Origin of the sequence: Rhodococcus sp. NPDC019647 (genome assembly GCF_044389235.1) — a bacterium.
Lineage (GTDB): Bacteria > Actinomycetota > Actinomycetes > Mycobacteriales > Mycobacteriaceae > Rhodococcus_F > Rhodococcus_F oxybenzonivorans.
The window spans coordinates 453,182-478,734 of the sequence record NZ_JBIRXS010000004.1; the positions used below are offsets into that span (position 1 = coordinate 453,182).

Below are 25,553 nucleotides of genomic sequence, written 5' to 3' on the forward strand. Positions count from 1 at the left end.
TCCCGATTCTGTGCGGATGTTTCCGGCTCAGATGAAGCCGATGAGTCTTTCGGAGATGGCGGTCACGTCGGAGGTGTAGCGACGCCGCTCCCGGGGCGTGGCGTCGACGAGCCGGGCGGCACCGGCAAGTTGGGCGTCGGCCAGTGTCTGCGCGATCCGGGCCGGCGACGCGCACGGGACTACGTCGAAGCTCTCGTTGATCCGCTCGATGAAGCGGGTGTACCGACGAATCAGCCGCGTCTGCACGGCAGACCATGTTCGGCCGACCTCCGGATCGAGACGCGCGCGGTGCTCGATCAACTCGAGGACACGCCCGTTGGCGTACACCGCCTCGACGAAGGCCTTGGTTGTGGTGCGCAGGACTTCACGCAGATCCTCGCTGGCGGGGCCTTCCACGTGCTGAGACTCGAGGAACTCCTCACACACCTCGTCGGCCACCGCATGGAACATTTCGTCCCTCGACGAGAAGTACGCGTAGAACGTCGCCCGGGAGACATCGGCGCGACTGGTGATCACCTCGACGGTGGTGCGGTCGTAGCCGAGTTCAGCGAAGCACGCGCCCGCCGCGCGGATGAGCTCCCGCCGCCGCGGTCCGTCGTTGTTCTTCCGCGCAGTGCGAGCCCGCTCCTGCGCCTGGCTTGTGGTCACGATCACAGTATCGATTGATGTTGACGTCAATGTCAATATCGCGCGCCGTAGTCAGCGAAACTACCGGGAGGCTTGGGGTCAGAGTGGTTGGAGGAGGAAAATCCTGAACTCGCGTCCGCCCGACCGCGCGTGTTCCATGAGGTAGCCGGGCCAGTACTCGGTGACGAACGTCCACAGCTGCTCGCGTTCCTCGCCCGTCACCATCCGGACGCTCATCCGGCGCTCGTACGACCCCGCCTTCACTCGGGCTTCCTGGGCGTCCCGTAGATTCGCCGACCACATCGGATGGTCGGGCCGTCCCCAGTTCGAACCGGTGACGATGTACCCGTCGCCGTGCGGGATGCACAGAAGCGCGGTGGTCCGAGGGGTGCCGCTCTTGCGTCCCGGAACCGTGACCTGCACCGACTGCAATCCGGCGATGCCCATGAGGCTCACCCGGTTACCCGTCCACGAGCGCAGATGCGATTCGAGCCAGATGATGACCGGCGCCAGCCGCATGACCCACTCCTGTGTCCCGAGCCAACGGGCGAGCGCGACCAGAGGATTGCGGCGCCGACGGGGCTGCACGGAGGACGAGGAACCGGCATTCATGTCCGCCATCATCCCCCAGCGTCAGGGTGCGCGCGCCGCCGCCGATGAGTTTTCTGCTGCGCTCGGGTCTACCTTTCAGATTCGACGGAAGAACCATGGCGCCCAGGCCTTGACCTCGACAAAGGTTGAGGTTGCAAGATCATGTCAGCAAGGTCAGTCAGCATCTCACCGAAGGAGAACGAACATGTCGAGCACCGAAACCACGGCCACCGCAACGAGCGCCGCCACGAAGTTCAATCCGCTCACCCTCGAACTGAGCCGTCCAGCCGCCGTGCTCTGGACCGTCGTGATCGCACTCGTCCCCAACCTGGTGCTGTGGTTGCTCGCACTTCCCGCAGGTGCGTCGTTCGAGATGACGGATGCGGGGAAGACCACCAGTGCAGCACCCGGCGGCGTCGTCGTCATGACGGTCGTTCCCCTTCTCATCGGGATGACACTCGCCGCGCTCATCTCCGTGAAATTGCCGGCCATCATCCGTCCCGTAGAGGTGATCGGGGTCGTCCTCGCGCTCGCGACGATCATCCTGACCATCCAGGCCGATTTCGACGCCGCCAGCACCATCTCACTCTCACTGATGCACGTCGTGGTCGCGGCCGCGATCGTCGTGGGGTTGGAAGCGATGCGTCGGCGGATCGTGCGCACCGCCAACGTCTAGGCCGGTGATACTTGGCCCGACCTCGGTCGATCAGGCGCCGCCGGGTTCCGGCGGCGCCTAGTCGAAGAGTGTGGGTGCGTCTCCCGCCGAATCGCCGTCGGCGGCCGCCCCGGTCCGTTCACCGTCACCGGCCTTCACCTCGCCTGCCGGGCTGGTTGCCTTGTGCACCACCGACAGCGCCGTCGTCCTGACCGACAGTCGGTGTCCGTCGGGATGCTGCAGTGACGCGAGACCCTTACTAATTTCTACCACCAGCCACGGTCCTGCGTGACCGGATGCCTGCACCAGATCACCCACCTGTATCTGTACGGCTACCACCGCTTCCTCCCAAGGTCTACTGCACCGACCGTGTCAGCGTAGCGATATCGGCGGGCGCAGGTCGGATGACGGATCGGGGGCCCGACCGCACCCCCACCGGATATACCGTGGTGTATGCGCCTCTCCCGTCGGCAGTTGCTGCGAGTAGGTATGGCCGGCTCGGCTGCGGTGCTGGTGGGAACGTCAGCGGTGAGCAGCGAGCGGTTGCCTGCGCCGCGGTGGCGAGGTGATGACCCCTTCGGACTCGGTGTGGCCTCCGGAGATCCGACAGAGGACGGTGTCGTCCTGTGGACACGCTTGGCACCGGATCCCCTTGCCCCGGGTGGTCGCGGCGGCATGGGTTGGGATCCGGTGACCGTCGAATACGAGGTCGCGCACGACGGGAACTTTCGGCACCCGGTGACGCGCGGGACGGCTGTTGCGACGCGTGAACTCGCCCATAGCGTGCATGCGGAGATCCACGGCTTGGAGCCCTCCCGCTGGTACTTCTACCGATTCCGTGCCGGCTCGGCGATCTCCCCGGTCGGCCGGACCCGCACGGCCCCGGCTTCGGGACAGCCCACCGCGCGGATGCGGTTCGCGTTCGCCTCGTGTCAGTCGTGGAGTTCCGGCTTCTACACCGCATACGAGCACATGAGCGACGAAGACCTCGATGTGGTGGTCCACCTGGGCGACTACATCTACGAACGGGGGTGGAGGCGCGGCCGCGAGGGCATGTCGATGGGAGTCGACCGCGATGAAGCCGTCGATCTGCCCGGCTACCGGCTGCGCTACGCACAGTACAAAGCCGAGCAGCCATTGCGCGACGCACATGCTGCGTTCCCGTGGATCGTGACCATGGACGATCACGAGGTCGACAACAACTGGGCCGCGGAGTCGCCGGGACTGGGTATAGACATCTATCGAATCTCCGCACTGTTCCGTCGGCGTCGGGCCGCCGCCTTCCAGGCGTTCTACGAGCACCAGCCGCTGCGGCTCGCTCAGCGACCCTCCGGGCCGGGGATGCGCCTACACCGCCGCTACCGCTTCGGCGATCTCGCGCAAATCACCATGCTCGATACCCGGCAATACCGGGACCGGCAGGCGTGCGGGGGCAACGTGACCGCGAATTGCACCGACCGGCTCGACACCGACCGCACAATACTGGGTGCGCAGCAACGGGACTGGCTGCTCGACGGATTCACCGGGTCACCGGCGCGTTGGCAGATCATCGGCAATCAGGTGGCGATGGGTGAAACCGACAACGACCCCGGCTCGGACGCGGTGCTCTCCACCGACTCGTGGGACGGCTACGTCGCCGATCGCAACGCCGTTCTCGGCGGCGCAGCGGATCGCGGAGTACGCAATCTCGTAGTGATCACCGGCGATCGTCACCAGAACCTCGTCGCGGACCTGCGCCGGGACTATGCCGACCCGGAATCACCTGTCGTCGCGTCGGAATTCTCGGGCACGTCGATCACCTCGGGTGGCGACGGCGCCGACATGAATGACACGGGGCGCCGCCTGCTGGCGGCCAATCCCGACATGAAATTCTTCAACGCTCAGCGGGGATACGTGCGCGTCGAGCTGGACCATCAGTTGTGGCGCAACGACTTCCGCGTCGTGCCCTACATCCGTCGTCCGGGCGCGCCTGTCCATACCCGCGCGAGCTTCGTGGTCCAGGACCAGATACCCAATGTCGCCGAGTTGTGACGCCGTATCTCGGCGCTCGACTGGTGCGCAGGCTTCAGGTCACCGCAGGGTTGAAGGAGCCGAACGCGAGGTCGGCCGATGGCCATTGACCGGTGGCTGTCACCTCGGCGAAGGCCAGGTCGAAGGCGTCCACGAGCCAACTGGACTCGGCGGTGACGATGAGTTGGTCGGGGGCCTCGGCCGAGTCGCTCTCCTTGAAGAGAGCAACCCGCCAGAGGGCGGCCGCATCGGGGTGATCAGCGAGGACGCCCTCGGCGTTGACGGCGAGGAGATAGTGCTGGTATTCGAAATCGATGCGAATGGCGTAGCCGCAACCGATATTGACGATGCTGGCGGGACGATGGGTGGCCGCAGCGAGCATCATGAGCTCATCTGCGTAGCGATTGGTGAAAGCATGGGCGAGGGGCACGGGCGTCTCGTCTCTGTGAAAGATCGTGAAGCGACTGCCCCACGACCGGCCACACAAGTCTGCGCTCTGCTACACAGCTGGTGTCTCGGCTTGAAGTCCCTAACAATACGGTATCGATGCGGCCGGCGTGCACCCGTCGGGCTTGCTTTTACGGAGATATCCACGATCCCGGAAGCAAGTGTCGCCTCGGTCGAGGGACGTGACCTGCAGTTCGTTCGACCGTGTGCCCTTTCCCGAACTGATCCAGTTTCTTTTGGTTCTCGATGCGTCGAATGACGGCCCTCACTCGGAGCGGCTGGTCGAGGGTAGGTATGGGTTGGGCCCCAGCTCGATGGTCGTGGTGGTGGGCGGAAGGCCGATCTCTTCCCACCCGGCGGTCAGGGTGAGGGCACCCGAATCCTGGCAGGTCCCCACCCAGTAGTGCGGCAGCGTCCGATACTCGGTCGGAGGACGCGCGCGGATCGATCTGGTCACCGGGTGGTACGGATCTGCTTCCCCTTCGATGTCGCCGACAGTGACGAACACGGACAGATAGGACCAGTGTCCGGAGTAGTCCTCGGGGTCGGTCAGCGAGCGCGTCTCGTGATGGGCGAGTTCGGCGCATCGCCCCGTGGCCGTCAGGACGAGGCGCAATTGCATCCCACTCGGATAGGCGGTGATGTCGTTCAATTGCAGCGTCAGGCCTTGATGGGCGGCGAGGACTGTCGGACCATGCACCTGGGTCCCGCCGGTGGCGGGTGGCGGCTGCGCCGGCCACCGGTGTCTGCGCATAGAACCGATAGTGCCATCGCCGCCGCACCCAGGCCACTGTCTCTTTTTCGATCAGAGTGAAGGGCTTCGGAACGTGAGAAGCCGCCGGCACCTGTGGGTGTCAGCGGCTTCGCATTCCCGTCGGGCACGCTACGCACTGCAGGTCTGACCCGGCGGAAGGTGACGGTGCCCGCCAGTGCGCCTCTCGGCAAGTGGTCGCTCGCAGCGACATATCTAATGTGGTACCCGGGGCATTGGGTCGGACACCGTCGACAGTCTCAACGAGGGCGGTAACCCGGATATTCCCGGGGGAGTGCCCTATTTTCCGCGTTCGACGATTTGCTCCGCGACGGCGTGGAGGCGGGTGTTCGTCTCCTGTGAGAGGTGCGTGAGCATCTCGAAGGCGCGGATGGCGTCGACGTCGAATCGTTCCATGATCATGCCCTTGGCCTGGCCGATGACATCCCGGGAGACCAGCGCGGACTGCAGTTGTTCCTTGGTACGCGCGGCCATCAGGGCCAACGCGGCGTGGGCCGCGAGAACCTCGGCCATCGACTCTTCCTGGAGACCGAAGGCGTGGGGTTCGAAGGCGAACAGATTAAGTGCGCCCATCTTGCCCTCGGAGGTGTAGAGCTGGAAGGAGATGGAACTGTAGATGCCCACGTCGACGGCGGCGTCGGCGAATCTCGGCCACCGATCGTCGGAGCGGAAGTCGTCACAGCGGACCACCAGATTCGCCACAGCCGCCGCGACGCAGGGGCCCTCACCGAGCTGTTCTTGCACGTGGTCCAGCTTGGGCAGGAGGTCCGAAGTCGGGGCAACCGACTCGAACTTTTTCCCGCCCCCGGAGACCATCAAGATGCCCGCACACGCTTCCGTCGGCATCAAGTCCACAGCAGCGGCAGTCACGGTGGACAGACTGTCTTCGATCGACCGCGGGGTGGAGAAACTGCGTGCGAGGTCAGCCATGGTGCGGACGATGTCACCGCTCCCCGAACCGTTCATCACAGCCTCCTCTGTCCGTCGACGCCGTCACGAGACGGCCGTGTGACCGTCTCCCTTCGTCCACCCTAGGCGGCCGTGCGCTCCGACGTCGGGGCACCGGGGATTGCTGCCGGTGTCTGTGGTCAGTTCGGGCCCAGCGGTCGTGCGAACAGCACCCGCAGCGCGGTGCGTCCGACGGTGAGTAACCCCTGGAGTGGGGACAACACAGAGGACGCGATCGACCACACGGTTGTGGTCCCGGACGGTGGGAGCGGAGTGCCGGCGAATCGGTCCGTCAGCCACTCGAGCATGGCGGGCGCGGAGATCACCATCAGTGACAGGTGCTCACTCAATCGGTCCCGCACGTAGGTGACGTGGGCGCCGCCCTCGACATACCGCTCGACCTGCCCGTCGACGTCCTCGATGTGGATGATTTGGTCGTGGACCGGGTGCACCACCAGTAACGGGCACTCGGGAATGCGTCCGCCGAGCCGGATGTCGTCGAACACCTCCAGCACCTCGGGTGTGGCCAGGATGTCGGCGAGGGGGATGTCGGTGTAGTCGTCGAAGTCGTCACGGGCGAAACGTGCAACAGCTTCCACCGTCGACATCGTCTCAATCTTGTCGAGTCGCCGAATTCCTTCGTCGTCGGCATGGTCGCGGATCACTCGTCCGAGGCCGGGATAGAGGTGGCGCAGTCCGGCGACGACGAGCGCGGGGAGGCCGGCGTGGAGGGTGCCGTTGAGCCGGATGTAGGTTTCGCCCGGGTCACCGACCGGGGCGCCGAGCGCTGCGCCGACGATGTCGATTTCGGGTGCGTATTCGGGGGCCATTTCGGCTACCCAGGACGAGGCCATGCCGCCACCGGAATATCCCCACACGCCGACTCGGGTCGTGGCGTCGAGTCCGAGGGGCGGAAAATTGAGCGCCGCACGGATCCCGTCGAGGACCCGGTAGCCGGGTTCGCGGGGTGCGCCGAAGTAGCCGCCCATGCCCTCGTGGTCGGCCAGCGTCACGGCCCAGCCCCGCTCGAGCGCATTGGCGATGATCAGCATCTCGAGGGGCGGGAGGCTGCCGGGCGAGAACGCACCCCGCTGCAGTGCATACGACGGGAAGCACTTGTCGGCGATGGCGTCGATCGCACACTGGTACGCCAGTAGCGGCCGCTCCTCGTCCGGGTCGGCGCCGAACGGCAGCAGCACGGTCGTGACCGCCACCTCGGGAGCCTGGTGCAGGTCGCAGCTGCGGTACAGCAACTGCCAGGCCGACACTTTCTGCGGGATGACGCCGAGGAGGGCCAGTTCGACTTCGCGACTGCGGAGCACGGCACCCGGCGCCGCGGCGGCGAAACCGGCGGGTGCGACGTAGAAGGGGTCGTCCCCCGGCAAGATCGGCCGGCTTCGCCCGACCGGTTCCGGAAGAATCGGTCCCGACAGCGGCCCCTCGGTAATTTCGGCGTTCACACTCATTGTGCGACCTTTCCAGGACAGAACCCCGCGGAGACGGAAGCTCGGTCGGTTATCCGGTACGACGAGTGACAGACTCTCACAACGCCGACGGGCGCTCGCACGCGGTGACCCCGGTCACTGGGTGCGGGAGTCCTGTACGTCTTGGGTCGCACCTTCCTCGAACCGACTTCTCATCCCGAACCGGCGACGCTGTCCGTCTCCGAGGCCGGAGTCAGCTGTCCTTGGGAGGAGCGAGCCGGGCAGCGAGGAGTCCTTTTCCGAGTTCGCCACCTTTGAGGCTCACGGCCTTCGCTCGCTGAAAGAAGTCGATGAGCTCGGTATCTCCGGCGCGTTCGGCGTCCCGGATGTAGCCGTCCAGGCGCAGAGCGTTACTCAGCGACGCTTCGACGAACCAGATCAAGTTGTAGTCCTTGTCTTTCGTTCCCGTCACCGCACCGGTTTCCTGATCGCTCATCTGTAACTCCTCCTCGATCGCCAGGCCCACTGTTCTCCCAATACGTACCCCACCCCGGCTGCCGGCTACGGCGGAACGGTAGAAGAAGCTCGTGGGTGTGGCCGAACGTTCGCAGCGCCGTCACACGTCCGTGACATGCTGGTGTGGTGGCGAAGCAGAGTGCGGGGTTGCTTCCGTACCGCATCCGGGACGGTGTGCTCGAGGTGTTGATCTGCCATCCGGGTGGTCCGTTGTGGGCGCGTCGGGACGCAGGAGCGTGGTCGATCGTGAAGGGGGAGTATGCCGTCGACGAAGACCCGTGGGCTGCGGCGCAGCGGGAATTTCGGGAGGAGGTCGGTCTCGATCCGCCGCAGGGTGCGGTAGTTCCTCTTGCTCCGGTCCGGCAACGGGCGGGAAAGGTGGTCAGCGCGTTCGCTGTGCGAGGCGACCTCGATGTCACCGACGCCGTGAGCAACGAATTCGAGATGGAGTGGCCTCCGAGGTCGGGCCGGCAGAAATCGTTCCCCGAGATCGACCGGGTCGAGTGGTGTTCCGTCGCAGTGGCGCGGACCAGACTGATCGCCGCGCAGGTGGCTTTCCTGGACGAGCTGGAAAGCGCTGTGGAGGGCGCCGGACGGTAGCAGGCTGCACCTCGTTGCGGAATAGATGCGGACGGCCGGTGTTGTGGAGGGGGAGAAACGACCCGGGGTGTACTCGCGCCCCGATGAAGGGAACGGACAATGTCGAACGTTACCGAGACCGCCGTCCTGGCCGGAGGCTGCTTCTGGGGTGTGCAGGAACTCGTGCGTAAGCAGCCGGGCGTGATCTCCACACGCGTGGGATACACCGGTGGGGACGTACCGAACGCGACGTACCGAAACCACGGCTCGCACGCGGAAGCGATCGAGATCGTGTTCGATCCGTCGAAGACGTCGTACCGCGACCTTCTCGAGTTCTTCTTCCAGATCCACGACCCGTCGACGAAGAACCGGCAGGGTAACGACATCGGAGCCAGCTACCGCTCGGCCATCTTCTATACGAGCGACGAGCAGAGACGCGTCGCCGAGGACACGATCGCCGACGTGGATGCCTCCGGACTCTGGCCCGGCAAGGTGGTCACCGAGGTGACCGCGGCAGGCGACTTCTGGGAGGCGGAGCCCGAACACCAGGACTACCTGCAGCGGTTGCCGGACGGATACACCTGCCACTTCGTGCGGCCGGGGTGGAAGCTTCCGCGTCGCGACGCCGAGGTCGGCTGAGGGATTCCACGGCGGTCGGGTGATTGACATCACAGCGGACCGGTACCAGACTGACCATCGACTTGAATCCGAAGTCAAGATCAGAATGTAGCCGTCCGTGAAAGGAACCCGCGTGACCAAAATCGGTGGTGTGTGCGACAGCCGCTTCTCCGCGTTGCAGGAAGCGTTGAAAGACAACCTCGACTCCGGGGAGGATCTCGGCGCATCCATCGTCGTCACCCTCGACGGTGCCCCGGTGGTCGACATCTGGGGCGGATGGTCCGACGCCACGCACACCACAGATTGGGGTCGGGACACGATCACCAACGTGTGGTCGTGCACCAAGACCGTGACCGCGCTGGCCGCGCTCGTGCTCGTCGATCGCGGGCTGCTCGACGTGTACGCGCCTGTCGCCCGGTACTGGCCGGAGTTCGCTGCGAACGGCAAGGGCGACGTCGAGGTCCGGCACCTGCTCTCGCACACCTCCGGCGTCTCCGGCTGGGACAAGCCGTTCACGGTCGAGGATATGTTCGACCTCGCGGAGTCGACCAAACAGCTTGCAGCCCAGGCTCCGTGGTGGAAGCCGGGCACCATGTCCGGGTATCACGCCCTCAACTACGGTCATCTGATCGGTGAGGTGATCCGCCGGGTCGACGGACGCACCCTCGGGCGGTTCGTCGCCGAGGAGATCGCCGGACCGCTCGGTGCCGACTTCCACATCGGGTTGAATCCTTCGGAGTTCGGACGCGTGTCGAATGTCGTTCCACCGCCGCCGCTGCCGATCGATTTGGCTTCACTCGACCCCGAGAGTGTCATCGTCAAGACGTTCACCGGGCCGGGCCCCGACGCCTCTGCGGCATGGACCCCGGAGTGGCGACAGGCCGAGAACGGTGCGGCGGGCGGGCACGGTAATGCGCGATCCCTTGCCCGCATCCAATCGGTGGTGGCGTGCGGTGGCGAGATCGAGGGTGTCCGTCTGCTCTCGCCCGACACCATCGCGCTTATCTTCGAAGAGCAGTCGAACGGCGTGGATCTTGCTCTCGGACAGCCCATCCGGTTCGGAATCGGCTACGGACTGCCGACGCCGGTGTCAGTTCCCTTCGTGCCCGAGGGGCGGATCTGCTTCTGGGGTGGCTGGGGTGGATCCCAGGTCGTCATCGACACCGAGCGGCGAATGACGGTGACCTACGTGATGAACAAGATGGGTCCGGGGCTCCTCGGCTCGGACCGGAGTGCCCAATACGTATCTGCCGCTTTCGCGGCGGTGGGCTGAGCGCGGATTCCAACACGAGCGGCCGACAGGCTACGACCTGGCCGAGCTGGCAATCCGACCAGGTCGGCCTGTCCCTTTGATCAGTCCCCCCTCGGTGCTGCAGTCCGTAGTGTTCCGGGAAGAGGTGCATATATTGCGATGCATCGATCCGCCACACTGATCGACCGAAGGAACGAGTCCCATGCCGCAGCAGGTACGAGGTGTCATCGCCCGCTCGAAGGGTGCCCCCGTTGAGATCGCGACCATCACCATTCCCGACCCCGGACCCGGAGAAGTAGTCGTCGACATCGCGGCGTGCGGGGTCTGCCACACCGACCTCACCTACCGTGAGGGTGGGATCAACGACGAGTTCCCGTTCCTGTTGGGTCACGAGGCCGCAGGCATCGTGGAAAGCGTCGGCGAGGGTGTCGATTCGGTCGAGGTCGGCGACTTCGTGGTCCTGAACTGGCGTGCTGTGTGCGGTCAGTGTCGCGCATGTAAGCGTGGCCGTCCGCAGTACTGCTTCGACACGTTCAACGCGACGCAGAAGATGACTCTCGAGGACGGCACCGAACTCACGCCTGCGCTGGGTATCGGGGCGTTCGCCGACAAGACTCTGGTGCACGCCGGTCAGTGCACCAAGGTGGACCCGTCGGCTGACCCTGCTGTCGTCGGCCTGCTCGGCTGCGGTGTGATGGCCGGTCTGGGTGCCGCGGTGAACACCGGCAACGTCAGCCGTGGCGATTCGGTTGCCGTCATCGGCTGCGGCGGCGTCGGTGATGCGGCGATCATGGGGGCCCGGCTTGCCGGCGCATCGAAGATCATCGCGATCGATCGGGACGACAAGAAGCTCGAGTGGGCGAAGGAGCTCGGTGCCACCCACACGATCAACGGTTCGAACGTGGATGCGGTGGAGGCCGTGCAGGAGCTCACCGGCGGTTTCGGTGCCGACGTGGTGATCGACGCGGTCGGCCGACCCGAGACCTGGAAGCAGGCCTTCTACGCCCGCGACCTCGCAGGCACCGTCGTCCTGGTCGGTGTGCCGACCCCGGATATGAAGCTCGAGATGCCGCTGATCGACTTCTTCTCCCGCGGTGGTTCGTTGAAGTCGTCGTGGTACGGCGACTGCCTGCCCGAGCGTGACTTCCCGATGCTCGTCGATCTGTACCAGCAGGGCCGGCTTCCCCTCGAGAAGTTCGTCAGCGAGCGCATCAAGATCGACGAGGTCGAACAGGCCTTCCACACCATGCATGCCGGTGAGGTGCTCCGTTCGGTGGTGGTCCTGTGAGTGGGACGCTGCGGATCGAGCGGGTCGTCACCGAGGGCACGTTCGCTCTCGACGGCGGAGAGTGGAACGTCGACAACAACATCTGGCTGATCGGTGACGACACCGACGTGGTGATCGTCGACGCTGCCCATCAGGCGCAGCCCATCATCGACGCGGTCGACGGCAGGCACGTGAACGCCGTGATCTGCACGCACGGTCACAACGACCACGTCACCGTCGCACCGGAGCTCGCGGAGCGCTTGCACGCTCCGGTGCTGTTGCATCCGGGTGACGACATCCTCTGGAAGATGACGCACCCCGACGCGAAGTACTGGCGGCTCGAGGACGAACAACGTATCGCTATCGCCGGCACCGACATTCAGGTGATCCATACTCCGGGGCACTCGCCGGGTTCGTCGTGCCTGTACCTGCCCGAGGTGGGTGCTCTGTTCTCCGGTGACACCCTGTTCTCCGGTGGCCCCGGGGCGACGGGCCGGTCGTACTCCGATTTCCCGACGATCATCGGATCGATCCGCGATCGGCTGTTCGCCCTCCCCGAGGAGACGACGGTGCACACCGGGCACGGAGACGGAACGACGATCGGCACCGAGGCCCCGCACCTCGCCGAGTGGATTGCACGAGGGAACTGAGTTCATGACCGACACCACCGACAGGTACACCTTCGACGAGGATGATGTCGTCGTCACGCACGAGAAGTCCTATGCGGCGGGTGTTCCTGCGGTGTTGGTGTCGTTGCGCCGCGGGTTGGAGCAGATGGGTCCGGTGCGCACGGCCCGCACGTTGTTCAAGCTGAATCAGCGGGACGGGTTCGACTGCCCGGGGTGTGCGTGGCCGGAAACACCGGGGCACCGCAAACACGCCGAGTTCTGCGAGAACGGGGCGAAGGCGGTCGCGGAGGAGGCCACCACCCGGAAGATAGGGCCGCCCTTCTTCGCCGAGCATTCGGTGGCGGAGCTGCTCGGCAAGACCGAGTTCTGGTTGGGGCAGCAGGGCCGGCTGACGCATCCGATGGTGCTGCTGCCCGGGGGAACGCATTACGAGCCGATCGGCTGGGACGCCGCGTTCGCGATGATCGCCGGGGAACTCCGCGCGCTGGGATCGCCGGACGAGGCGGTGTTCTACACGTCCGGGCGCACCAGTAATGAGGCGGCGTTCGTGTACCAGTTGATGATTCGGGCGTTCGGCACGAACAACCTGCCGGACTGTTCGAACATGTGCCACGAATCGTCCGGGTCGGCTCTGGTGGAGACGATCGGGATCGGGAAGGGCTCGGTGACCGTCCCGGATATCGAGAACGCCGACCTGATCCTGATCGCCGGCCAGAACCCGGGCACCAACCACCCCCGTATGCTCTCCACTTTGGAAAAAGCCAAAGGCAACGGCGCGAAAGTAATCGCGATCAACCCGTTGCCGGAGGCGGGACTGCTGCGGTTCAAGGACCCCCAGAAAGTGCACGGGGTGGTCGGGAACGGGGTGCAGATCGCGGATGAGTTCCTACAGATCCGGATCGGCGGCGACCAGGCCCTGTTCCAAGGATTGGGCCGGCTCCTGCTCGAGGAAGAGGACCGCAACCCGGGGACGGTGATCGACCGCGACTTTATCGACCGGCACACCGCCGGATTCGACGACTATGCCGCCGCCATCGGGCGGGTCGATCTGGACACCGTGGTCCAAGCTACTGGCCTGACCCTCGAACAGATCCAGCAGACGGCGCAGGCACTGATCGCCTCGAAGAAGACGATCATCTGCTGGGCGATGGGGTTGACCCAGCACACCCACGGGGTCGCGACCATTCAGGACGCGGTGAACCTGCTGCTGTTGCAGGGGATGATCGGCAAACCCGGGGCCGGGGTGTGCCCGGTCCGCGGGCACTCCAACGTCCAGGGCGATCGGACGATGGGGATCTGGGAGAAGATGCCCGAGTCCTTCCTGACCGCGTTGGACACCGAGTTCGGGATCCGGTCACCGCGCACACATGGGTGGGATGCGGTCGACTCGATTCGGGCGATGCGGGACGGGAAGGCGTCGGTGTTCGTCGGGATGGGTGGCAACTTCGTCTCCGCCACCCCGGACACCGACACCACCGAGGCCGCCCTGCGTAACTGTGCGTTGACGGTACAGGTGTCGACGAAACTGAACCGTTCCCATCTGGTGACCGGGCGAACCGGGCTGATCCTGCCTTCGTTGGGCCGCACCGACAAGGATGTGCAGTCCGGGCGCAAGCAGCAGGTGTCGGTGGAGGACTCGATGTCGGTGGTGCATCTGTCCCGCGGCAGTCTGCCCCCGGCCAGTGAGCATCTACGCAGTGAGGTCGCGATCGTGTGCGGGATCGCCCAGGCGTTGTTCGGGCCCGATCACCCGGTGCCCTGGCAGGAGTTCGCCGCCGACTACGACCGGATCCGCGATTCCATTGCCCGGGTGGTTCCCGGGTTCGCGGACTTCAACCGCAAGGTGCGTGCGCCGGACGGGTTCGCCCTGCCGCACCCACCCCGGGATGAGCGCCGATTCGACACCAGCACGGGGAAGGCGAACTTCACCGTCAACGCACTGTCCTGGCTGCCGGTGCCGGCGGGGAAGCTGATCCTGCAGACCATGCGGTCGCATGATCAGTACAACACCACCATCTACGGGCTCGACGACCGTTACCGCGGCGTCAAGGGCGGCCGGCGGGTGTTGTTCATCAACACCGACGACCTTGCCGCACTGGGCTTCACCGATGGGGATCGGGTGGACCTGGTGTCGGAGTGGACCACCCCGGACGGCACCGTGCAGGAACGGCGGGCCGGCGATTTCCGGCTGGTGCCGTATCCGACGCCCGTCGGGAATGTGGCCGCCTACTATCCGGAGACGAATCCGCTGATTCCGCTCGATCACGTGGCGGCGGTGTCGAATACTCCGGTGTCGAAGGCCGTGCTGATCCGGCTCGAGAGGCGGCCCTGATGGGGAGGGTGACGCTCCGGACCCCGGTCACCCGGATCACCGACACCCGGCAGTCGACCCGCCCGGACACCGTGGTGGTCGAGGAGCCGCTCGAGATCCGGGTGAACGGGACCCCGCTGGCGGTGACGATGCGGACCCCGGGTTCGGATGTGGAACTGGCGCAGGGGTTCCTGCTGACCGAGGGGATCATCGCCGACCGGGCGGATATTGCGTCGATCCGGTACTGCAACAGTGTCGACGAGCACGGGGTGAATACCTACAACGTGCTCGATGTCGACCTCGCCCCGGGGATCTTTCTGCCCGACACCGGCATCGAACGGAACTTCTACACCACCTCCTCCTGCGGGGTGTGTGGGAAGGCGTCCCTCGACGCGATCCGGCAACGCACGAAGCATTCCCCGGCCACCGACCCGGTGCGGGTGCCGTCCGCGACGATCGCGGAGCTGCCGGACCGGCTGCGGGCGGCGCAGAAGGTGTTCGACAGCACCGGTGGGTTGCACGCGGCCGGGTTGTTCACCGCCACCGGGGACCTGCTGACGGTCAAGGAGGACGTCGGCCGGCACAACGCGGTCGACAAGCTGATCGGTTGGGCCACCGAACAGGGCCGCATCCCGCTGCGGGGCAGCATCCTGCTGGTGTCGGGGCGGGCGTCGTTCGAACTCGCCCAGAAAGCGGTGATGGCCGGGATCCCGGTCCTTGCCGCCGTGTCCGCCCCCTCCTCGCTGGCGATCGACCTCGCCCACGACACCGGACTGACCCTCATCGGATTCCTCCGCGGCACCACGATGAACATCTACACCCACCCCGACCGCATCACCTGAGGCTGTCGGCGCGGATCCCTGCCTCGAGCGCGATCGCCCCTGCTTCTCCGCGCGACCCCACCCCGAGCTTCTTCAACACCCCGGCAACATGGAACTTGACGGTGCTCTCGCTGATGCCGAGGCTGTCGGCGATCGCCTTGTTCCGCTTGCCCGTGGCGAGATGGCCCAGCACCTCGAGTTCGCGGGGGTTTAGGTCGCCGAGCTGTTGTTCGTCGGGCCTCACCGCCGGAGGATCGAGCGGAATGGCGACGGCCACGCGGGAGCCCCACCCGTCGACGGACTCGACGGCGATCCGCCCACCCATGGTGTGGACGCGGCCCGACAGTTGCCGAACGAGTGCGTCGGTGTCCAGGCCGCCGGCGCCGTCGTCGCGGACTTCGACCAGAAGATTGGATCCGTCGCAGTCCCAGGCGATGCGAATCCGTTCGAGCGTCGCCTGTGCGGCGAAGGCGAGAACAGCGCTGCGCACCACTGCGCGTGCGGCATGCGCGACTTCACCGGGAAGGGCCCGTCCGTCCGCGGGCGGATCGACGTAATCGACGACGAGTGGCCGGTGCTGCAGAAGGGGCCGGAGTTCACCCTGTAGTCGGGCGAATGCGGTGGTGACGGCTTCCTCCGTGAGGAGACGGTCGGACTCACCGGCCGAGCGCAGCGCCACGAGGGCCGTGGACGCGGTCTCACTCGCCGTGATGCGCGACCGATGATCGTCGAGATCCTTGGACCGGAGGGTGGCGAGGATCGACTCGAGGGTGGCGGCATGCAGATCCGTCAATTCGACGATGGTCCTGGCCCTCTCGCTCGACGCCGCCCGCGACTCCGCCAGATAGGCCGGACTGGCCTGCGCTACCTGCAGTCGAATGGACACGGCCACGACACCGAATGCGGCCCCGACGAGGTCGACGTCGCGGATGCGCTGACGGGTTTTCGGTACGACGAGCAGCAAGGTGCCGGTGGCGTCCAGCAGTGCCCAGACCTTCCGCTTCGAGCCGGCGATCACGGCGTGATCGTCGAAGACCTCGTCCACGGCCAGCTGGGTGCGCAGTGCATCGAGTTCGGTGATGGTGACCCGCTCGACGATCGACGGATCTCCGCTGACCTTCCGGGGGCGTCCCGTGCATTCACGGGTGAAGATCACGAGTGCGGTGTGTGGCCAGATGTCGGCGAGAAATTTCGAGAACCGGACGGCGATGTCGGGGAGCGAGCCGTCGATGACGTCGCGCATCGAGCCGAGGAGATCCGCAGGTGACACCGAGGTCGAGCTGGAGAGAACCACCTTACGAGGGTATCGCGCGGTGCTGGTCAGCCCCGAGCCTCGGCCCGGGCGGCATCGATGACGTCGGACCGCTCGAGACCCAGAATCTCCAGGGCGCGGGCCGCCGTGCCGTGTTCGACTCCCGCTACCGCGCGGACGATGTCCGCCCCGGTGAACGGTCGACGCCCCGCCTTCGCCACCGCTGTCGCCTCGCGGAAGGCCTCGCGCGCCGGTGCCGACAGATGCAGGGGGCCGGAACGGGGCCGGCGCAGTGCCGTGTCGACGGAGGTGGTGTCACCGATGCCTGCTGCAGCGAGTGCGTCACGGTGCACCCGGGTAATGGCCTCGCGCAGAGCGTCCCGGCTGGATCCCAGACGCTCGAACACTCGACGAGCAGTGCCGTCCGGCAACGAAAACGACGCCAGCAAGAGATGTTCCGCACCGGGCTCCCGGTCACCGAGCCGGTCGGTTTCGGCTTCGGTCTCGGCGAACAGCCGTTTCATCGACCGCATGTCGCGCCATCCACGGGTCAGCATCATCGGGCGCCTTTCTGTCACCTCAGGCGAGGTTGATCGTCGCGAAGATTGTGGTCGGCCGAGGCGAACCGCCGGGCGGCTCCACACTGAACCCGAGGGCCGTCGACTCGTCGATGCCCGTGACGACGGCCGTCGTGGACGGCGACACGGCGCCGGCGTCCATGATCCCCGCCGACACCGGTTCGTGGGAGGGACCGAGGAGCCACATCTGGTACACCGAGCCCGGAGCCGGTGGAGCGACATCATTCATCACCAGGACACCCGCGTCGACGTCCTTGGAGAAGACGACCGTGGCCGAACCACCACCGGCAATGGGCGCTACCGCCGTGCGGACGTCGTCGGCCGCCAGAATCTGGGCGGGAACGGGCTCGGTGGAATCATCGCGGAACTGCTGCACCACGGTCACGCCGCCGACCGCGAGAACGACCACCGCGGCCGCCGCTGTCAGCGCGGCGATCAGCCGGTTGCGGCGTCGACTGCGCGCGCCGTCGAGCGACACCGGGGTGGTCGCGGCCGGCAGCGACCCGAGGATGCGGCCGATCAGATGGGCGGGTGGTTCCACTGCGGTAGACGCGGACTGTGCGGCCATCGTTTCCCGGACACCTCGTACCGCGTCGGCGAACTCGACGCGAACCTGGGGCGTAGCGTCCCGCACCGCGGCGTCGATCTGGCGCCGTTGCACGTCGTCGACTGCGTCGAGGGCGTATACCGGGGCGAGATCGAGCAGAGGGTTGGTGGACTCATCCATCGACCTGCACCCCCAAACACTGCCCGAGCCTTCTCAATCCGTCTCGGATCCGCGATTTCACGGTGGGCAGGGCCACGGACAACCGCTCTGCCACTTCGCGGTAGGTGAGTCCGCCGTAATAGGCCAGGACGACGGTCTCCTGCTGGATTTCGGTGAGGGTGCCCAGGCAGTCGATGACGTCATTCTTGTCGCCACGGCGGGCGACCTCCTCGGACACGGCGTCGAACGGGCCGTAGTAGCTCGCCGCGCCGTAGGTCGATTCCCGGTCGGTGCCCGACTGCTCGGAGCGCACCCGATCGACCGCACGCCGGTGCGCCAAGGTGATCAGCCACGACAGCGGTGAGCCCTGGCGGGGGTCGAAGCTTGCTGCGGACTTCCAGACCTGCAGGTACACCTCTTGGGTGGTTTCCTCGCTGTAGCCGGGGTCGCGGAGAACGCGCAACACCATGCCGTACACGCGCGCGCTCGTGCGTTCGTAGAAGACGGTGAACGCTTCGGTTTCGCCCGCGGCAATCTGCGCGAGCAAAGCAGTCAGCGTCACGTTCTCCGTGGCCCTGTCGACGCCGGTCATCGGCCTTGTCCGTTCATCGAACTTCAGCCTAATCCCAGCCTGCGGCCGGTGCGACCAGGTCGGGGACATCGACGTCTCCAGCAATCGGGTTGCCGCGTCGAACGCCCGGACGTCGGTGGCCGAATCGTTCATCGGATTGCCGCTGACGGTGGGCACGCGGATGAGCGCTTGCGCACGTGCCTCGTCGTTGTGGCGAAACCGAATTCCATATCAGTGATTCGAAGCTGAAGTGGCGGTGGATTGCCGGATCGACTCGGGCCCACAGGAATACATCGTTGGGGCCGGTCCTCTGCCCCTTCCTTCAACGCACAAACCCGGCGGTACCGAGATTCGGTACCACCGGTATCTGTGTGTGATGGGTGAGCCGGAAATTACTGCGGCATCAGGACGGAGTCGATCAGGTACACCGTCGCGTTGGCGGTCTGCACCCCACCGCAGATCACGCCGGCGTCATTGACCTTCAGGTCGTCACCCGAACCGGTGACGGTGACGGAGCCGCCCTCGACGGTGGCGTGCTCACCATCGATGTCGTCCGGTGCGATCTGCCCGGGCACCACGTGGTAGGTGAGCACCTTGGTGAGCAGAGCAGAATCGGTCTTCAGCGTTTCGATGGTGGCGGGATCAACTTTGGCGAATGCGGCATCCACAGGCGCGAAGACGGTGAACTGTCCACTGTTGAGGGTGTCCACCAGGTTGACCTGCGGATTGAGCTGTCCCGAGACCGCCGCGGTGAGCGTGGTGAGCATGGGATTGTTCGAAGCGGCGGTGGCCACCGGATCCTGCGCCATTCCGTTGACCGACCCTGCGCCCTCGGGCACGGTCTTGGCGTACTCGGCGCAACCGGGACCCACCAGGTTGGCGGCCGGGTCGGCCATCGCGGAAGAAGTAGTGGCTCCGGAGCCGGAGTTCGACTCGGAAGTCATGGTGTCTGCGGCGCCGGCAGTGCTCGACGAGTCACTGTCGTCCGAGGAGCATGCTGCACCCAGCAACACCAAGGACGTGCTCGCTGCGACTGCCAGTACCCGTGTGGTGATGTTCATGGAAATTGCCTCTCTCCGATGTGGGTGCGGTTGCGCACCATCGACAGCCATTCGGAGCGGTTCGCCAAGCGGATGGGTCCGCTTTTTATTTCGGTATCCAACCCATCCGGTGGCGAGGCGGCGTCGAATTCCTTCCGCAAGGGTGCCGCGCAGCCCTCTCTTCGGGGTGTGCGTGTCACCGCGAACTCGATCACCGGAAGAGGGCTCGACATGGGCGTTTCGACAATGCGTGGATGTGCCGTCGGACTTGCGACCGCTGCCGCCGCTGTGTTGCTTGCAGCGGGTCCGGCGCAGGCAGAACCGATGGGGCAGGCGGAGTTCCCTGGGGCGCTGGCCCCTGTCGCCGGCCTCGACGTGGAGCGGTATGCCGGTACCTGGTACCAACTGGCCGCGGTACCGCAACCGTTCAACCTCGATTGCGCGCGCGACACGAGAGCCACCTACGGAGTGCGCGATTCCGCGAATGTGAGTGTGTCCAACTCCTGCACGACGTGGGCGGGAGGAATGAGCGGCATCGAAGGGAACGCGCGCGTCAACGATCCCGTCACCAACGCACAGTTGCACGTGAGTTTTCCCTCGGTACCGTTTCAGAGCGGACCCGAGGGTCCCACCAACTATGTGGTGACCTACATCGCCGACGACTATTCGTGGGCACTGGTCGGCGATCCGGCGCGCACGTCGGGTTTCGTCCTGTCGCGGACTTCTGCGGTCGACGATTCCGGCTGGACGCAGATCCGCCAGGTGGTGGAATCGCGGGGTTACAACTCTTGCCTGCTGCTGACCTCACCGACCACCGGAGGTCGAGACAACATTCAACCCCTCTGCACCGTGTGACCCAGGCGGGCGGCGGCGCCGGTGATGTTCTCCATCATCCCCCTGAAGATGATTCCGTGGAACGGAAGGATGGAGTACCAATACAGCCGGCCCGCCACTCCTTTCGGGAAAAAGATGGCGCGTTGTTCCAACCGCGACGAGTTCTGATCGACGGGGCGGACACGCCATTCGAGCCAAGCTCCGCCGGGAGCCCGCATCTCCGCGCGCAGCCGCAGCAGTGAACCGCGCTCGATATGCTCGACACGCCAGAAATCCAGTGGATCACCGGTATTGAGCTGCTTCGGATTTCTACGACCGCGAGTGAGCCCGACACCACCGGCGATCCGATCGAGCCAGCCACGCACGGACCATGCCAGCGGAAACGAGTACCATCCGTTTTCCCCGCCGATACTTTCGACGACGCTCCACAGGGTGTGCGCATCGGCAGCGCACTCCTTGCTGCGCTCGTCGGTGTAGACCACCTCACCGGCCCAGTCGGGGTCGGAGGGGAGCGGATCGGACGGGGCACCCACGGGGGACGCACTTGCCCAGGTGGTCTCGACCTCACCGTTGTCGATGCGCCGCAACGCCAATCGAACGGCGTCACGGTACGACGTCAGCCCTGCTGCCGGTGGTGGAATCACGTCGTTGATGTCGTGCTCGCCGACGACGGCATCGTTGTGCAGGGATTCGATCAGTGCCCGGCCCAGCGAACGCGGTATGGGGGTGACCAGTCCTATCCACAAACCGGCGAGTTTCGGTGTGAGCACGGGCAGGACGAGAATTCTGCGTTGCCGCAGTCCGGCGATCTCCGCATAGATTTGCATCATCTCGCCGTACCGGATCACGTCGGGGCCGCCGATGTCGTAGGCGCGGCTTCGCGGTAACGGGGCCTCCGCTGCCGCGACGAGGTAGTGCAGGACGTCGCGGACGGCGATGGGCTGGATCTTGTTGTTCACCCACCGCGGCGTCGTCATCACGGGGAGTCTGTTGGTGAGGTGACGGATCATTTCGAAAGAGGCCGAACCGGATCCGATGACGACCCCGGCCTGCAGAACCATTGTGGGCACGCCGGACTCGGTGAGGATCTTCCCGACTTCCGTCCGAGAACGGAGGTGCGGAGACAGGTCCGCGGATTCGGGGTGGAGCCCGCCCAGATAGACGATGCGTCCTACCCCGGCGGTGTGGGCGGCTCGAGCGACGTTCTCCGCGCTGACACGTTCGGCCTCCTCGAACTCGTCCGGGCCGCCCATGGAATGGACGAGGTAGTAGACGACGTCCACGTCCGCGAAAGCGGCAGAAAGGGATTCGGGATCGCTCAGGTCGCCGCGAGCAATGTCGACGTCCGACGCCCAAGGGACATCGGTCAGCTTCTCGGGGGAACGTGCCAACACCCGCACGTGATACCCGGCTTCCAGCAGTCGGGGTGCGAGGCGTCCACCGATGTATCCCGTAGCACCCGTGACCAGTACGCGTAACTGTGTCATTCCCATACGCTACCCGTCATGGGTGCCGCCTCGCTCGATCAACGCTAGGGTCGAGTGATGGGCATCGTGCATTCGAGCGTGATCCGATCCGCGCGGGACGAGCTGTTCGCGTGGCATACGAGACCCGGGGCCTTCACTCGGCTGTCGCCGCCGTGGCAGCCGCTGTCGCTCGACGAGGAAGCGGATTCCCTGAAGGCGGGGCGGGCGGTGTTGCGCTTGCCGGGCGGCCTGCGGTGGACAGCCCGACACGACCCAGCGGGGTACGACCCGCCGCGGCAGTTCGTCGACTATTCGGCGGCGCTCCCGATGCGGCTGCTGGTGCCGTGGCGGCACACGCATACGTTCGAGGTCGTATCCGAAGACGAGACCCGGATGACCGACCGCGTCGACACCGCCGTCCCGGGCCGCTTCCTGACCTCGACGTTCCTCTACCGGCATCGCCAGGTCGCCGACGACATGGCCCGCCACCAGTGGGCATCGACCCTGGCGCCGGGTTCCCGCACGATCGCGGTGACCGGTAGTTCGGGCTTGGTGGGTTCGGCTCTCACCGCGTTTCTCGCCACGGGAGGGCACCGGGTCGTCCGGTTGGTGCGCCGCACGCCGCAGATCCCGGACGAGCGGCGTTGGAACCCGGCCGCTCCGGCCGCCGATCTCCTCGCGGGTGTCGACGCGGTGATCCACCTCGCCGGCGCGTCCATTGCGGGCCGCTTCACCGACAGCCACCGCCGTGCCGTTCGGGACAGCCGCATCGAACCGACTCGGCGGCTGGCCGAGCTGATCGCTTCCACTCCCGACGGACCCAAGGTCTTCGTCACTGCGTCGGCGATCGGCTACTACGGTCCGGACCGCGGCGACGAGCTCCTGCACGAAGACGACGAGCGTGGTGACGGCTTCCTCGCCGACACGGTGGCAGAGTGGGAAGGTGCGACCGCTTCCGCCTCCGATGCGGGCGTGCGGGTGGTGACCGTGCGGACCGGTATCGTTCAATCGCCGAAAGGTGGTGTCCTGCGGCTGCAGAGGCCACTCTTCGAGGTGGGACTCGGTGGCCGGCTCGGTGCAGGTACGCAATGGTTGTCGTGGATCGACCTCGACGACCTGGTGGACATCTACCATCGGGCCGTCGTCGACACGCGCTTGACTGGTCCCGTGAATGCCGTCGCGCCGAACCCCGTGCGCAACGAGGAGTACACGGCGGTACTTGCGTCGGTGCTGCACCGGCCGGCGTTCCTACCGGTGCCCGACTTCGGACCCAAACTACTCCTGGGTGAGCAAGGGGCCCGAGAACTGGCCCTCGCGAATCAGCGAGTTGTCCCGGGACGGCTTCTCTCGCGCGAGCACCGGTTCCGGCGCCCCGATCTCGAAAGTGCCCTGCGGCATCAGCTCGGGCGATTCACGACAGGGGAGTAGCACCCCGTTCCTTGTCGTACGCGGCGACGACGCGTTTGGGGGCGGTGAGGCGCCACGCCTCCTCGACCAGCTCCGCCAGTTCGGTCGACGTCACCGCCTCCAGAACCACGTCGATCCACCCCCAGCGCCCGAAGAACGGCGCCACCAGAAACACTTCGGGATCTTCCTGGACAAGGGCGGTCTGGGTTTCGAGGGTGGCTTTCAGACACACCGTGGGCGCGCCGTACCCGACCAGACCGAACATCTTGTTGCGCACCCGGAAGGTCGGCTGGTCACCCCAGTTGGCAACCACCACCTCGTGTGCCTCTGGCAGAGCCAGCATCATCGTGCGCACCTCGTGCTCGGTCGGCATCACAGCTCCCACACTTCCTCGTGTTGTCGGGTTCCGTTATATCCGGCCGCACCGACATGGCTCGGGTGTTGGGAGCACGGCAGCTGGGAGTTCGTAGAGTGACGGTGGTGACGATCGAGGCACCGGAACAGGAGTGAACCGATGACCGAAGCAGAACCGGCCGGTGGTGGTCGAAGTCCCGCAGTCGAGGCGGGGCTGGCAGTGCGCCGCGAGGTGATGGGCGCCGATTTCGTCGAGCGGGCACTCACCCGCACTGCCGGTACCGACAGTGAAGCTCTGCAGGAATTCGTCAGCGAACACGTCTGGGGTGCTGTATGGAACCGGCCCGGGTTGGATCGGCGCAGCCGTAGCCTGCTCAACCTCGGGATGCTGATTGCACTGCGGGCGCACGGTGAGCTGAAAGGGCATGTGCGCGGAGCGCTTCGAAACGGTCTGAGCCGCACGGAGATCGTGGAGGCGGTCATTCACGCCAGCGCCTACTGCGGTGCCCCCGCCGGATTGTCGGCGATGGCTGTGGTGCAGGAAGCCCTCGACGAGGAACTCGGTCCGCTCGCGGGCACAACCGACGCGTCGTGACGGTATCGGATTCGGACCCACCCCTGCGGGTCCGAATCCGATACGCCTTCACTGCATCAGCCGGTGACGCCGGTGATCTCGTTCGGCGTCTGCGGAAGATCGGCCGAATCGGACACGGTCCAGGACTCGAGGTCGACCGCGTGGATCCTGTTCTTCGCCGGATCGGTCACGTAGGCCGTGCCGTCCTGCACGAACAGGGCGGGCCGGGGCGACTGCCACTGCTCCGGCTCGGTCCAGGGGTCGATCAGCGGCACCGTACGGGTCACCGTCTTGGACGCGGGATCGATCACGTGCAGTGCGCCGTCGGTACCCAGGACGAGCGCTTCACCGTGCACACCGCGGCCGAGGGAACGGAACGTGTAGCTGGTGCCGAGGTCGACGAGCGTCAGCTGTCCGATGGTGGTGTCGGTCAGGCTGATCCGCTGAGGACGCTCGAGCTCGGCGTCCGGGTCGGTCTTGTAGTCGCCGAGGATGATCGGGGAATTCTCGTCCCCGGCCTGGTTGCCGATGCGTCCGTACGGATCGGGACTGGTCACCTTGGTGATGACGCCGTCACGGTAGATCAGCAGGCCGTTCTGGCAACCGACAACCACGGTTTCGTCCGCCGCCACGGCTTCGCCGTGTACACCGGGGCACTCCTCGTTGCGCGCGATCTCCTTGCGGTCGCGGTCGAGTACGACGATGCCGGTCCGCTCGTCTTCGTTGCCCACCGTGGTGAGCATGCTGCCGTCCGACAGTTCCACCGCCACACCATGGTGCGCTTCCGGTGTCGTGTAGTCGGTGGTCTCGGGCAGACCATCGGCGAGCTTTGCCGGGTCGAAGACGCGCACCAGGCCGGTGCCGTCGTCGAACAGCACCGTTTTGCCGTCGTGCCGGACCACGTGCCCAGGCGTCGTCGCGTCGAACGAGATGTCCGTGACAGCCGGATCACTGACGAAATGGCTGTCGCCGTCTGTCCAGGTTCCGGTGTCGAGCGCGGTGAAACTGCTGCCCGTGCTGATGAGTACATGCCGGCCGTCACCCGCCGGGTTGAGGCGGTTGAACCCGTCCATCTCGGCGGTTCCGACGACATCGAGTGTCTTCGCGTCGAGCACGAGAACACCTCCGTCGTAGCTCAACGCGAGTCGGGGCGTCGCCGAATCGGTGCGCGTTGCGTTGTCGGTGGCAGCGTCTGCCGAGTCGGAAGAGCAGGAAGTCAAAAGCGCAGCCGAGAGTCCTAGAGCAACAACGGCCGCGGGCAGGGGAGATCTACGCAAAAGGGTCACCCATGAGAAGTACTCCTT

At 65.9% G+C, this 25,553-nt stretch carries 28 protein-coding genes; 12 read left to right on the forward strand and 16 right to left on the reverse strand.

What is annotated here, in order from left to right; all coding sequences use genetic code 11:
- Nucleotides 1-27: 27 nt before the first annotated feature.
- Nucleotides 28-654: a TetR/AcrR family transcriptional regulator gene (locus ACH49N_RS12180; RefSeq protein ID WP_358272148.1), complete on the reverse strand. Its 627-nt coding sequence runs from the start codon at nt 652-654 to the stop codon at nt 28-30.
- Nucleotides 655-726: 72 nt separating this feature from the next.
- The gene (locus ACH49N_RS12185) at nt 727-1,248 is read right to left on the reverse strand and encodes a nitroreductase family deazaflavin-dependent oxidoreductase (protein WP_397504521.1); all 522 of its coding nucleotides are present in this window, start codon (nt 1,246-1,248) and stop codon (nt 727-729) included.
- 175 nt (nt 1,249-1,423) lie between these two features.
- Here ACH49N_RS12185 and ACH49N_RS12190 point away from each other — a divergent pair, with 175 nt between their 5' ends.
- Entirely contained in the window at nt 1,424-1,894 is a 471-nt protein-coding gene (locus ACH49N_RS12190) for a DUF6069 family protein (protein ID WP_358272146.1), read from the forward strand.
- A 57-nt stretch (nt 1,895-1,951) separates the two neighbouring features.
- Here ACH49N_RS12190 and ACH49N_RS12195 read toward each other — a convergent pair whose 3' ends face one another.
- On the reverse strand, nt 1,952-2,212 hold the full coding sequence (locus ACH49N_RS12195) for a hypothetical protein (RefSeq protein ID WP_358272145.1): 261 nt from the start codon (nt 2,210-2,212) through the stop codon (nt 1,952-1,954).
- Nucleotides 2,213-2,326: 114 nt separating this feature from the next.
- Here ACH49N_RS12195 and ACH49N_RS12200 point away from each other — a divergent pair, with 114 nt between their 5' ends.
- Nucleotides 2,327-3,904 carry an alkaline phosphatase D family protein gene (locus ACH49N_RS12200; RefSeq protein WP_358272144.1) on the forward strand — a complete coding sequence of 526 codons (1,578 nt, stop codon included), beginning with the start codon at nt 2,327-2,329 and terminating at the stop codon, nt 3,902-3,904.
- Between the two features lie 34 nt (nt 3,905-3,938).
- Here ACH49N_RS12200 and ACH49N_RS12205 read toward each other — a convergent pair whose 3' ends face one another.
- The 5 genes from ACH49N_RS12205 to ACH49N_RS12225 form a co-directional block, all read right to left on the reverse strand.
- Complete coding sequence (locus tag ACH49N_RS12205; RefSeq protein ID WP_236603189.1) at nt 3,939-4,313, reverse strand: hypothetical protein; 375 nt, start codon at nt 4,311-4,313, stop codon at nt 3,939-3,941.
- Between the two features lie 282 nt (nt 4,314-4,595).
- Nucleotides 4,596-5,084, reverse strand: coding sequence for a hypothetical protein (locus ACH49N_RS12210; protein ID WP_250767543.1), 489 nt, complete (start codon nt 5,082-5,084; stop codon nt 4,596-4,598).
- Nucleotides 5,085-5,381: 297 nt separating this feature from the next.
- Nucleotides 5,382-6,068: an ANTAR domain-containing protein gene (locus ACH49N_RS12215; protein WP_358272143.1), complete on the reverse strand. Its 687-nt coding sequence runs from the start codon at nt 6,066-6,068 to the stop codon at nt 5,382-5,384.
- A 122-nt stretch (nt 6,069-6,190) separates the two neighbouring features.
- On the reverse strand, nt 6,191-7,516 hold the full coding sequence (locus ACH49N_RS12220) for a lipase family protein (RefSeq protein WP_358272142.1): 1,326 nt from the start codon (nt 7,514-7,516) through the stop codon (nt 6,191-6,193).
- Between the two features lie 211 nt (nt 7,517-7,727).
- Complete coding sequence (locus tag ACH49N_RS12225; protein WP_358272141.1) at nt 7,728-7,970, reverse strand: hypothetical protein; 243 nt, start codon at nt 7,968-7,970, stop codon at nt 7,728-7,730.
- 146 nt (nt 7,971-8,116) lie between these two features.
- Between ACH49N_RS12225 and ACH49N_RS12230 the strand changes: the two genes are divergently transcribed.
- The 7 genes from ACH49N_RS12230 (at nt 8,117) to fdhD (ending at nt 15,488) form a co-directional block, all read left to right on the forward strand.
- Nucleotides 8,117-8,590 carry an NUDIX domain-containing protein gene (locus ACH49N_RS12230; protein ID WP_159923248.1) on the forward strand — a complete coding sequence of 158 codons (474 nt, stop codon included), beginning with the start codon at nt 8,117-8,119 and terminating at the stop codon, nt 8,588-8,590.
- Between the two features lie 99 nt (nt 8,591-8,689).
- Nucleotides 8,690-9,208, forward strand: coding sequence for a peptide-methionine (S)-S-oxide reductase MsrA (msrA, locus tag ACH49N_RS12235; protein WP_213576081.1), 519 nt, complete (start codon nt 8,690-8,692; stop codon nt 9,206-9,208).
- Between the two features lie 112 nt (nt 9,209-9,320).
- Nucleotides 9,321-10,460 carry a serine hydrolase domain-containing protein gene (locus ACH49N_RS12240; RefSeq protein WP_358272139.1) on the forward strand — a complete coding sequence of 380 codons (1,140 nt, stop codon included), beginning with the start codon at nt 9,321-9,323 and terminating at the stop codon, nt 10,458-10,460.
- A 181-nt stretch (nt 10,461-10,641) separates the two neighbouring features.
- Complete coding sequence (locus ACH49N_RS12245; RefSeq protein ID WP_159923254.1) at nt 10,642-11,727, forward strand: S-(hydroxymethyl)mycothiol dehydrogenase; 1,086 nt, start codon at nt 10,642-10,644, stop codon at nt 11,725-11,727.
- Nucleotides 11,724-12,356 (forward strand): MBL fold metallo-hydrolase, encoded by a 633-nt coding sequence (locus ACH49N_RS12250; RefSeq protein WP_317767358.1) that lies wholly within the window; start codon nt 11,724-11,726, stop codon nt 12,354-12,356. Before ACH49N_RS12245 ends, ACH49N_RS12250 begins: the two co-directional genes overlap by 4 nt.
- A 4-nt stretch (nt 12,357-12,360) precedes the next feature.
- Nucleotides 12,361-14,667 carry an FdhF/YdeP family oxidoreductase gene (locus ACH49N_RS12255; protein WP_358272137.1) on the forward strand — a complete coding sequence of 769 codons (2,307 nt, stop codon included), beginning with the start codon at nt 12,361-12,363 and terminating at the stop codon, nt 14,665-14,667.
- Complete coding sequence (fdhD, locus tag ACH49N_RS12260; RefSeq protein WP_159923260.1) at nt 14,667-15,488, forward strand: formate dehydrogenase accessory sulfurtransferase FdhD; 822 nt, start codon at nt 14,667-14,669, stop codon at nt 15,486-15,488. The genes ACH49N_RS12255 and fdhD overlap by 1 nt, the downstream gene beginning before the upstream one ends.
- Here the strand turns inward: fdhD and ACH49N_RS12265 are convergent.
- The 5 genes from ACH49N_RS12265 to ACH49N_RS12285 all read right to left on the reverse strand — a co-directional run bounded on the left by ACH49N_RS12265 (nt 15,481) and on the right by ACH49N_RS12285 (nt 19,635).
- Nucleotides 15,481-16,710, reverse strand: coding sequence for a LuxR C-terminal-related transcriptional regulator (locus ACH49N_RS12265; protein WP_358272644.1), 1,230 nt, complete (start codon nt 16,708-16,710; stop codon nt 15,481-15,483). The two genes, fdhD and ACH49N_RS12265, sit on opposite strands and share 8 nt — an antisense overlap.
- Before the next feature lie 77 nt (nt 16,711-16,787).
- Nucleotides 16,788-17,279 (reverse strand): Clp protease N-terminal domain-containing protein, encoded by a 492-nt coding sequence (locus ACH49N_RS12270; protein WP_397504525.1) that lies wholly within the window; start codon nt 17,277-17,279, stop codon nt 16,788-16,790.
- Nucleotides 17,280-17,298: 19 nt separating this feature from the next.
- Complete coding sequence (locus ACH49N_RS12275; protein ID WP_208960188.1) at nt 17,299-18,024, reverse strand: anti-sigma factor; 726 nt, start codon at nt 18,022-18,024, stop codon at nt 17,299-17,301.
- On the reverse strand, nt 18,017-18,595 hold the full coding sequence (locus ACH49N_RS12280) for a sigma-70 family RNA polymerase sigma factor (RefSeq protein WP_109335412.1): 579 nt from the start codon (nt 18,593-18,595) through the stop codon (nt 18,017-18,019). The genes ACH49N_RS12275 and ACH49N_RS12280 overlap by 8 nt, the downstream gene beginning before the upstream one ends.
- Nucleotides 18,596-18,966: 371 nt before the next feature.
- A complete protein-coding gene (locus ACH49N_RS12285) occupies nt 18,967-19,635 on the reverse strand; it encodes a fasciclin domain-containing protein (RefSeq protein ID WP_358272133.1) in 669 nt (222 codons plus the stop codon).
- 210 nt (nt 19,636-19,845) lie between these two features.
- On the opposite strand from ACH49N_RS12285, the gene ACH49N_RS12290 reads away from it, so the two are divergent.
- Complete coding sequence (locus ACH49N_RS12290; protein WP_358272642.1) at nt 19,846-20,469, forward strand: lipocalin family protein; 624 nt, start codon at nt 19,846-19,848, stop codon at nt 20,467-20,469.
- Here the strand turns inward: ACH49N_RS12290 and ACH49N_RS12295 are convergent.
- Nucleotides 20,448-21,935, reverse strand: coding sequence for an SDR family oxidoreductase (locus ACH49N_RS12295; RefSeq protein ID WP_358272131.1), 1,488 nt, complete (start codon nt 21,933-21,935; stop codon nt 20,448-20,450). The two genes, ACH49N_RS12290 and ACH49N_RS12295, sit on opposite strands and share 22 nt — an antisense overlap.
- Before the next feature lie 57 nt (nt 21,936-21,992).
- Here ACH49N_RS12295 and ACH49N_RS12300 point away from each other — a divergent pair, with 57 nt between their 5' ends.
- Nucleotides 21,993-23,342, forward strand: a complete 1,350-nt coding sequence (locus ACH49N_RS12300) for a TIGR01777 family oxidoreductase (protein WP_358272129.1) — start codon at nt 21,993-21,995, stop codon at nt 23,340-23,342.
- Here ACH49N_RS12300 and ACH49N_RS12305 read toward each other — a convergent pair.
- Complete coding sequence (locus ACH49N_RS12305) at nt 23,326-23,694, reverse strand: MmcQ/YjbR family DNA-binding protein (protein ID WP_109334021.1); 369 nt, start codon at nt 23,692-23,694, stop codon at nt 23,326-23,328. The genes ACH49N_RS12300 and ACH49N_RS12305 overlap by 17 nt on opposite strands.
- Nucleotides 23,695-23,835: 141 nt before the next feature.
- Here ACH49N_RS12305 and ACH49N_RS12310 point away from each other — a divergent pair, with 141 nt between their 5' ends.
- Nucleotides 23,836-24,270 (forward strand): carboxymuconolactone decarboxylase family protein, encoded by a 435-nt coding sequence (locus ACH49N_RS12310; protein ID WP_358272127.1) that lies wholly within the window; start codon nt 23,836-23,838, stop codon nt 24,268-24,270.
- Nucleotides 24,271-24,326: 56 nt separating this feature from the next.
- On the opposite strand, the gene aztD is transcribed toward ACH49N_RS12310, so the two are convergent.
- Nucleotides 24,327-25,535, reverse strand: coding sequence for a zinc metallochaperone AztD (gene aztD, locus ACH49N_RS12315; protein WP_397504528.1), 1,209 nt, complete (start codon nt 25,533-25,535; stop codon nt 24,327-24,329).
- Nucleotides 25,536-25,553 lie beyond the last annotated feature (18 nt).